Here is a 7672-nt window from a genome sequence, read left to right as displayed (position 1 = left end):
GGCGAGATTTTGTCCGAACTGGGACGCAACAATGAGGCGGAAGACCCGAAGGAACCGAATGTCTAAAAAGACTGGGGCGCTCGCGGTGGGCGTGGTGCTACTCGTAGCGGTCATCGCTGCAGTAGCAGTGTGGCTTTTTCCTATCCTCACGGTGAAGTCCTTCGAGGTGGTGGGAAACGATCACGTCGCTGCTGAGGATGTGGAGCAGGCTAGTGGCGTCGCCAAGGGCTCGAACCTCGCGCGCTTGGATGCTCGCGGGGCCGCGCAGGGCGTGGCGTCGATCCCGTGGGTAGAGAGCGCGACGGTATCGCGGGCATTCCCGTCGACGGTGCTCATTGAGATCACCGAACATGAGGCAGTGGCCTTTGTTCGCAATGGCGGTACGACGGTGCTCGTGGATAATCACGGCAAGGAATTTGTGGAAGATGAAGCACCACCGGAAGCCGTGGAGCTGACCGGTAGCACAGACTCCGGCTCCCCAGAGATGCAGGCGGCTGTCGAGGCCGTTGCAGCCCTCCCCGCGCCGATTCGGGAGAAGGTAACGAACCTCGAGATCAAGGACAGGTATTCGCTGACTTTCTACACAGAGGATGAGAAAACCATTTTTTGGGGAGCCTCGGAAGACAATAAGAACAAGGCGATTGCTTTCGAAGATGTGCTCAAGCTCGAGGGCGAATCCTGGAACATTTCTAACCCGTCGCTGGTGACTCGCCGCTAGAGACGTCGCGAGTGGGACGGGTGGGGCGCCTGTTAAGAAAACCGCATGTCAGCAACCCTAAAGTAGAGGTTGAGGGTACCGACACGCGGCAAAATGTGCGCCGAAATTACCCCGATGTCGTTAAAGATGGATGTAACCGCCTCTCGCGAAAAGAGGCGCCTCCTCGTTTACATTAAAACCTTATTCGAAAGGCAAGAGACCCTCGTATGATCTCATCTAGCAACAACCTCGCGGACATCAAGGTCGTCGGCGTCGGCGGCGGCGGTGTCAACGCTGTCAACCGCATGATCGAAGAAGGGCTCAAGGGAGTCCAGTTCGTGGCGATCAACACCGATTCCCAGGCGCTGATTTTCTCCGATGCGGATACCAAGCTCGACATCGGCCGCGAGGCCACCCGCGGCCTCGGTGCTGGTGCTAACCCGGAGGTAGGTAAGACCTCCGCGGAGGATCACAAGACCGAAATCGAAGACGCCCTCCAGGGCTCCGACATGGTCTTCGTGACGGCCGGCGAGGGCGGCGGAACCGGTACCGGTGCGGCCCCTGTCGTTGCCTCCATCGCGAAGAAGATGGGTGCTCTGACCGTCGGTGTTGTTACCCGCCCGTTCAAGTTCGAGGGCGCTCGCCGCACCCGTCAGGCCATGGCCGGCATCGAAGAGCTGCGCGAGGTCTGCGATACCCTCATCGTTATCCCGAATGATCGCCTCATGCAGCTGGGCGGCGAGGAGCTGTCCATCGTCGAGGCCTTCCGCGCCGCCGATGAAGTTCTGCACAATGGTGTTCAGGGTATTACCAACCTCATCACCATCCCGGGCATGATCAACGTCGACTTTGCGGACGTTCGCTCCGTCATGTCCGACGCCGGTTCCGCCCTCATGGGCATCGGCTTTGCTCGCGGGGATAACCGCGCGCTCAACGCTGCCGAGCAGGCAATTAACTCCCCGCTGCTGGAGTCGACCATGGAAGGCGCCAAGGGCGTGCTGCTGTCCATCGCCGGTGGCTCCGACCTGGGCCTCCACGAGGTCAATGCCGCTGCCTCCATGGTGGAGGAGCGCGCTGACGAAGATGCCAACATCATCTTCGGCACCATCATCGATGACAATCTGGGTGACGAGGTTCGCGTTACCATCATCGCCACCGGCTTCGACGCCCAGGCCAACATGACCTCCCAGCCGGCGCAGCCTGGCCAGACGCAACAGCAAGGCTCGGAGGCTACCCCGGCAGCACGCCCGGGCTCTCTCTTCGAGAACCGCGCTGAAACACAGCCGGCGAGCCCCGCAGTACCCCGCACCGAGGCCCCGCGCGAAGAGTACACCCGCGCCGAACCTCAGCGAGCTGACTCCCAGCGCATCGGCCGCGAGGAGTACACCCCGCGTCACTCCTACGAGCGCGAGCAGCCGGCTGAGCCGGCACCGTCGAGCGGACTGTTTACCACCTCGGATCGCTTCCGTGGTGAGGAGTACCGCCGTGGCGCCGACGATGAGTACCGCCTCTCGCGCCCCGCTGAGCGTAACAGCCGTGACTTTGATGATGATGGCGACGACGATCTCGACGTGCCCTCCTTCATGCGCTAGTCCCAGCCAGCTACTCTGGAGTGCATGCCAGTAAACGAGGAAGCACACGCAGCACGACGCCCCGTCCGCATGGTGTTTACAACCCGTGCCGGCGGGGCGTCGTTGTCCCCCTATGACTCTTTCAACTTAGGCGACCACGTCGGCGATGACCCCGCCGCTGTGGCCGCCAATCGCGAGAGACTTCTCCGAGCAACGGGCTTAGAGGACATCGTGTGGATGGAGCAGTTGCACACCAATACCGTGACGGTCGTGGGCGCCGAACGCCGTGGCGCGAAGGAGCCCGTGCCCGCCACCGATGCCGTGGTGACCACCGAAAAGCGCTTGGGACTTGGCGTGCTCGTTGCTGATTGCACACCGGTGCTGCTTGTCGACGTCTCCGCGGGTGTCATCGGTGCCGCCCACGCCGGACGCCTAGGCGCGCGCAACGGAATCGTCCGGAATACGGTCAACACAATGATTGAGCTGGGTGCCACCCCTTCGTCGATCCAAGTGCTCATGGGGCCGGCCGCGTCTGGGCGTAACTATGAGGTTCCGGAGCAGATGGCGGAGGACGTCGAGAAGCACCTGCCCGGCTCCAAAACCCGGACCTCTTCTGGAACGTGGGGCGTTGACGTGCGCGCCGGTCTGATTCGCCAGCTGATGGGGATGGGGGTTACGGCCATTGAGTCTGATCCGCGCTGCACGATCGAAGACACTGATTTCTTTTCTTATCGCCGCGAGGGCGTCACCGGACGCCAAGCCGGCGTGATTTGGTTGGAGGATTAATGACGAACAACGACACGGCGCGCCGTGAAGAATTGCGGGCTGGCCTGGAGAGCACCCGCGCTGCTATTCACCGCTTCGCTGAGGCTGCTGGCCGCCCCGCGCCGCAGCTGTTGCCGGTGACAAAGTTTCACCCCGCCGAAGACATTGCGCTGCTGGCAGAGCTAGGGATAACGGATGTGGCGGAAAATCGCGAGCAGGAAGCGCGCGCCAAGGCAGAGGCCTTGCCCAAGATGCGTTTCCACATGATTGGCCAGGTTCAAACCAAGAAGGCGAACCACGTAGCACGGTGGGCGCACAGTGTGCATTCTCTTGATTCGGAAAAGCTGGCCCGAGGTCTCGACCGCGGCGTGGCGCTTGCGAAGGAACGCGGGCAGCGCCAGGGCAGTCTTCCGGTCTATATTCAGGTCTCCGCCGATGGTGATACCGCGCGCGGTGGCTGCCCGCTGGAGGACGTACCTGCTCTAGTGGACATCGTCGAAGAACTGGAGAACCTGCAGCTGTGTGGTTTCATGGTGGTTCCCCCTCTGGAGAGTGAACCGGCGGAGGTATTCGCGCAGGTGAGGGCGCTGACGGATGAGGTCGCGGCCAAGCTAGGGAGGGGCCTAAAAATGTCCGCTGGAATGAGCGCTGACATGGATGCAGCGATTGCATCTGGAACGGATATCGTGCGTGTCGGAACCGGAATTATGGGAGAGCGCCCGCTAGGTTAATTGTCATTGTAAAAGTGCATTACAAGACAGCAAATGAACAGCACACACTAGGTCAGAGGGAGACCCAGAATGTCACTGATTGATAGGACCAAAGAGTTCTTCGGGCTAGGCCCGATGGACATGGACGCCGACGATGCTTACTACGCAGACGAGCGCGCTTATAGCGCTCCAGCGTATGCACCTTCCTACGAGAAGCAGGAAGAGGAGTTTGTCCCGACTATCGTGGCGCTGTCGCTCGTTTCCTTCGACGATGCAGCGAAGGTTGGCGGTCCCTTCCGTGACGGTGACGCAGTGGTCTTCGAGCTCACTGACGCCGACCGCGGCTCCGCAAAGCGCTTCGTTGACTTCGCCGCCGGCCTCTGCTTTGCACTGGAAGGCCGCATGAAGAACCTGACTAAGGGCGTGGACACCAGCCGTAAGGTTTTCGCCATCGTGCCGAAGGGCGCCGATATCTCCACTGTTGAGCTCGAGCGCGCGGCACACCTGCGCTAAAGGCTTCGCGCTTTAACCGCTTCATCGCCTTTTCTCCTCCGTGTTGGCTAAGGAGAGGAGGGGTGATGGGGCGGTTTGCTGGTTTTCTTGCTATATCCTTAGCGGTCTAAGCGGAACGGCATTCTCGGCGTCGGTGCGGCCGCTGCGGTGCCGTTTCTGTTCGCCGAGGGCGAACCCTCGGGCAGGGGAGTACCGTCCGCGGGGGTGGTTCGGATAGGCTCGGGCGTTGTGAATGCTTTAGGTTCAATTCTGCTCGTCGCCGTGAGTCTTTACTCGTGGATTCTGTTGGCGCGCATTGTCATTGAGATGATTCAGTCTTTCTCGCGCCAATTCAATCCGCCCCGCTGGTTCATGATGGTTGCCGAGGTGCTCTTCGTCGTCACTGACCCGCCAGTTAAGGCGCTGCGTAAGGTCATCCCGCCGCTGCAGCTGGGAGGCATTGCGCTCGACGTTTCCATCATCGTTTTGTTCCTGCTTTTGTCCATTCTTTCGCAACTTATTGGCTGGCTATTTTTCGGTGCCAATGGACTTGCAATGTAGTTAACGGGTGTATTAAACCCTCCTGTTAACGTTGAGACTCGTGCCAGCGTTAGATAATGTGTTGATTCGGATACAATGAGTTACCACAATCCGTATTATTAACCGCATATGTACCCGGCCTCTGGACCCTCTAGAGGTTTGACCGATTCGTAAGGGGAAGAGAAGTCAATGCCACTGTCACCAGCTGATGTACACAACGTCGCTTTCAGCAAGCCGCCAATTGGCAAGCGTGGCTACAACGAGGATGAGGTCGATCAGTTCCTCGATCTCGTTGAGGATGCTCTTGCTCAGCTGCAGGACGAGAACGATGATCTCCACGCCCAGGTTGAGGAACTGAAGTCTCAGGCTCCGGCCGCCGCTGCTGGCGGCGCTTCTGCCGCAAAGGTCGACGAGGCCGCCGTACGTAAGGAAGTCGAGTCCAAGCTGCGCGCCGAGTACGAAGCAAAGCTGGCTGACTCCAAGAACGAGATTGCCAAGGCTAAGGAAGAGACCAAGCGTGCGCAGGAGCAGGCGAAGGCCGCTCAGGCGCAGTCCGCCCAGGCACCGGCTGTCCAGGCACAGGACAACTCCGCGGAGCTTAAGACTGCCCGTGAGGAAGCTGCTGCCGCTAAGCGTGAGCTCGAGGCCTCCAAGAAGGAGCTGGAGCGCACCAAGAAGGAACTCGAGTCCGCAAAGAAGAACTCCGCAGCCTCCAGCACTGCCTCCTCCGCCGCTGCCGTGGCTGGTGCAGGCGCTGCTCAGTCCAACGCACAGGGCCTCGCCACCCCGGATACCCACATGCAGGCCGCCCGCGTGCTGGGTCTGGCTCAGGAGATGGCGGACCGTCTTACCAGCGAGGCTAAGGCTGACTCCGAGTCCATGCTCGCTGAGGCGCGTACGGCTGCAGAGAAGCAGCTTGCCGACGCCGACTCCCACTCCAAGGCTCAGCTTGCTGACGCCCAGAAGCGCTACGATGCGCAGCTGCAGGAGGCCGATACCCGCTCCAAGAAGCTGGTGGCGGATGCCGAGAACAAGGCAAAGCAGACCGAGTCTGACGCTACGTCCCGCGCCGAGGCGCAGATTCGCCAGGCAGAGGAGAAGGCAGCTGCCCTGCAGGCAGATGCCGAGAAGAAGCACACTGAGGTCATGAACACGGTCAAGCAGCAGCAGACCGCTCTGGAGGCTCGCATCTCCGAGCTGCGTACCTTCGAGCGCGAGTACCGTACCCGCCTCAAGACCCTGCTGCAGTCTCAGCTTGAGGAGCTGGAGTCCCGCGGCACCGCTGCTCCCAACGGTGAAGCCGGCAAGTCCAACAATTAATCAGTGAATGAACGGCGTCCCTGCGGGGGCGCCGTTATTCTTTTATGTAGGTATACGTTCGTAGGTATACATTCTTTGTAAAGCACAGAGCCCTTAGTCATTGGTGGGGAAGGAGAGGACGCATGCTTATCGGCGCATTGCTGTTGGCCTTTGTCGCTTTCTTGGCCTTCGTGAACTACATCCTCTCCGCCGCTGAGTGGTCTTTATACCTGCTCTTCGCCTCCGCCGGGGTGGGCATTGTTCTGTTCATCGCAGACACCGTGATCAAACTGCGCCGCAAGCACGACGAGTAGCCCTCGCCCCCAGGAGTAGTTCTGGGTGGAGGGCTTTTCTGCGAAGACACCTAGTTGTGTCGCTCCTAGTCGTCTCTTTCCGGGGCGTCGAATAGCCCGGGTGGCGCTTGCAGAGGCGTGGGCGGCGGGAGGGGACCGTACGTCCTCATGGCCGTTCCGTTGACCCGGGCCATGCGGCCGCGTCCCGGTGGCGCGTTCGGATCGTCCTGGTTCACGCCATTGTGATACGGGCACAGCATCACCAGGTTTTCCTGGTTGGTGTACCCGCCGTTCTTCCACGCGATGAGATGGTGAACCTGGCATTCATCGGCCGGTTTCATACACTTATCCCAAGCGCAGACTGGGAACTCTGCCATAGCCATGATGCGTTGCTTGATGCTGGCTGAGCGCTCCTCGTAGTAGAGGTTGACTGGCCCGTGATAGGGGTGGAAAAGGGTCGCGAGCGCGCCGTCTTTATCGATCTCACCGGCGATGACCTTGTTGAGGTATTCCGCGCCAGTCATTGTGGCGCCGTTGGTCATCTGAAGGGTGATTTCTTCGCCGTCGCCGTCGAGAATTTTCGTCATTGCATCCAGCGGGACCAAGACATTCGTTTGCAAGCCGCGGCGCGGAGCAGCGCCTTTAAAGAAGGCTTCGCGGATGGATTCGAGGGGGCGTTCGCGGTCGACGGCGTCGCTAAGTTCTGCAATCATTTGCGCGGGGCCTGTGATTGCCATTGTCCACGGTGCATTGCGACGGCGGTAAATAGTCACGCCCTCCTTCGGCACGGGTGGGGCCGAGTGCTCCTTGAGCTTCTTCTTCGCCAGCGTTTCCATCGCTAGGGTATCGGCGCTGGTCCGGCACAACTCTAGGCGCAGCTTCCAGCCCAATGCCTGCGTCTTGGCTTTGCGGGCATAGCGGTCGATGACCTCCAGAGTGGGCAATGAGTGGCCGCGCTGGCGCGCAGCCTTCACCGCGTCGCGCTGCATTCTGGTCATGGCGGTCTTCCCAAAGAAGCTCGTGTGTAGCCGCACCAACTGCGCGGCAGTTTTGTCTGGGGAGCCGGCGGCGATCAGGTCTGCTTCAGACATGCCTTCGCACTCGGCGATGACATCGATGCCAGCTCCGAGTGCGTTGAGGAAAGTCTGTAGTGCGTTCATATTTGTGGAGCTTAAAACACCTTATGAGCTGCGCGCATTAGAAAAAATGTTCCTGTGGAAAACCTTATCCCAGGTGCCTCTTTTCTGTACTGGCGTTTCTATTTCGAGGCTTTCGGGAACCGGGGCCTGTGAAAACTTGACCGCC

At 60.2% G+C, this 7672-nt stretch carries 9 protein-coding genes; 8 read left to right on the top strand and 1 reads right to left on the bottom strand.

What is annotated here, in order from left to right; translation table 11 throughout:
* Nucleotides 1–58: 58 nt before the first annotated feature.
* The 8 genes from HMPREF2978_RS01200 (at nucleotide 59) to HMPREF2978_RS13145 (ending at nucleotide 6388) form a co-directional block, all read left to right on the top strand.
* Complete coding sequence (locus HMPREF2978_RS01200) at nucleotides 59–718, top strand: cell division protein FtsQ/DivIB (RefSeq protein WP_083316468.1); 660 nt, start codon at nucleotides 59–61, stop codon at nucleotides 716–718.
* Between the two features lie 206 nt (nucleotides 719–924).
* Nucleotides 925–2289, top strand: coding sequence for a cell division protein FtsZ (ftsZ, locus tag HMPREF2978_RS01195; protein ID WP_070526728.1), 1365 nt, complete (start codon nucleotides 925–927; stop codon nucleotides 2287–2289).
* A 24-nt stretch (nucleotides 2290–2313) separates the two neighbouring features.
* Complete coding sequence (gene pgeF / locus HMPREF2978_RS01190; protein ID WP_070526731.1) at nucleotides 2314–3054, top strand: peptidoglycan editing factor PgeF; 741 nt, start codon at nucleotides 2314–2316, stop codon at nucleotides 3052–3054.
* Complete coding sequence (locus HMPREF2978_RS01185; RefSeq protein WP_070526734.1) at nucleotides 3054–3764, top strand: YggS family pyridoxal phosphate-dependent enzyme; 711 nt, start codon at nucleotides 3054–3056, stop codon at nucleotides 3762–3764. Before pgeF ends, HMPREF2978_RS01185 begins: the two co-directional genes overlap by 1 nt.
* Before the next feature lie 69 nt (nucleotides 3765–3833).
* Nucleotides 3834–4256 (top strand): cell division protein SepF, encoded by a 423-nt coding sequence (locus HMPREF2978_RS01180; protein WP_012715146.1) that lies wholly within the window; start codon nucleotides 3834–3836, stop codon nucleotides 4254–4256.
* A 228-nt stretch (nucleotides 4257–4484) separates the two neighbouring features.
* On the top strand, nucleotides 4485–4796 hold the full coding sequence (locus HMPREF2978_RS01175) for a YggT family protein (protein WP_010190521.1): 312 nt from the start codon (nucleotides 4485–4487) through the stop codon (nucleotides 4794–4796).
* Between the two features lie 168 nt (nucleotides 4797–4964).
* Nucleotides 4965–6095, top strand: coding sequence for a DivIVA domain-containing protein (locus HMPREF2978_RS01170; RefSeq protein WP_070526737.1), 1131 nt, complete (start codon nucleotides 4965–4967; stop codon nucleotides 6093–6095).
* Between the two features lie 122 nt (nucleotides 6096–6217).
* Nucleotides 6218–6388: a hypothetical protein gene (locus HMPREF2978_RS13145; RefSeq protein WP_168162406.1), complete on the top strand. Its 171-nt coding sequence runs from the start codon at nucleotides 6218–6220 to the stop codon at nucleotides 6386–6388.
* A gap of 65 nt (nucleotides 6389–6453) precedes the next feature.
* On the opposite strand, the gene HMPREF2978_RS01165 is transcribed toward HMPREF2978_RS13145, so the two are convergent.
* Nucleotides 6454–7527 (bottom strand): HNH endonuclease signature motif containing protein, encoded by a 1074-nt coding sequence (locus HMPREF2978_RS01165; protein WP_070743621.1) that lies wholly within the window; start codon nucleotides 7525–7527, stop codon nucleotides 6454–6456.
* Nucleotides 7528–7672: the final 145 nt, after the last annotated feature.

Source organism: Corynebacterium sp. HMSC074C01 (genome assembly GCF_001814605.1).
Classification (GTDB): Bacteria; Actinomycetota; Actinomycetes; order Mycobacteriales; family Mycobacteriaceae; genus Corynebacterium.
Note: the sequence above shows the minus strand (reverse complement) of the source record. Positions and strands in the feature narration are given on the sequence as shown.

Coding starts and splice junctions, on each gene's coding strand:
- HMPREF2978_RS01200 (WP_083316468.1), top strand. CDS start 59: ATGTCTAAAAAGACTGGGGCGCTCGCGGTGGGCGTGGTGCTACTCGTA.
- ftsZ (WP_070526728.1), top strand. CDS start 925: ATGATCTCATCTAGCAACAACCTCGCGGACATCAAGGTCGTCGGCGTC.
- pgeF (WP_070526731.1), top strand. CDS start 2,314: ATGCCAGTAAACGAGGAAGCACACGCAGCACGACGCCCCGTCCGCATG.
- HMPREF2978_RS01185 (WP_070526734.1), top strand. CDS start 3,054: ATGACGAACAACGACACGGCGCGCCGTGAAGAATTGCGGGCTGGCCTG.
- HMPREF2978_RS01180 (WP_012715146.1), top strand. CDS start 3,834: ATGTCACTGATTGATAGGACCAAAGAGTTCTTCGGGCTAGGCCCGATG.
- HMPREF2978_RS01170 (WP_070526737.1), top strand. CDS start 4,965: ATGCCACTGTCACCAGCTGATGTACACAACGTCGCTTTCAGCAAGCCG.
- HMPREF2978_RS13145 (WP_168162406.1), top strand. CDS start 6,218: ATGCTTATCGGCGCATTGCTGTTGGCCTTTGTCGCTTTCTTGGCCTTC.
- HMPREF2978_RS01165 (WP_070743621.1), bottom strand. CDS start 7,527: ATGAACGCACTACAGACTTTCCTCAACGCACTCGGAGCTGGCATCGAT.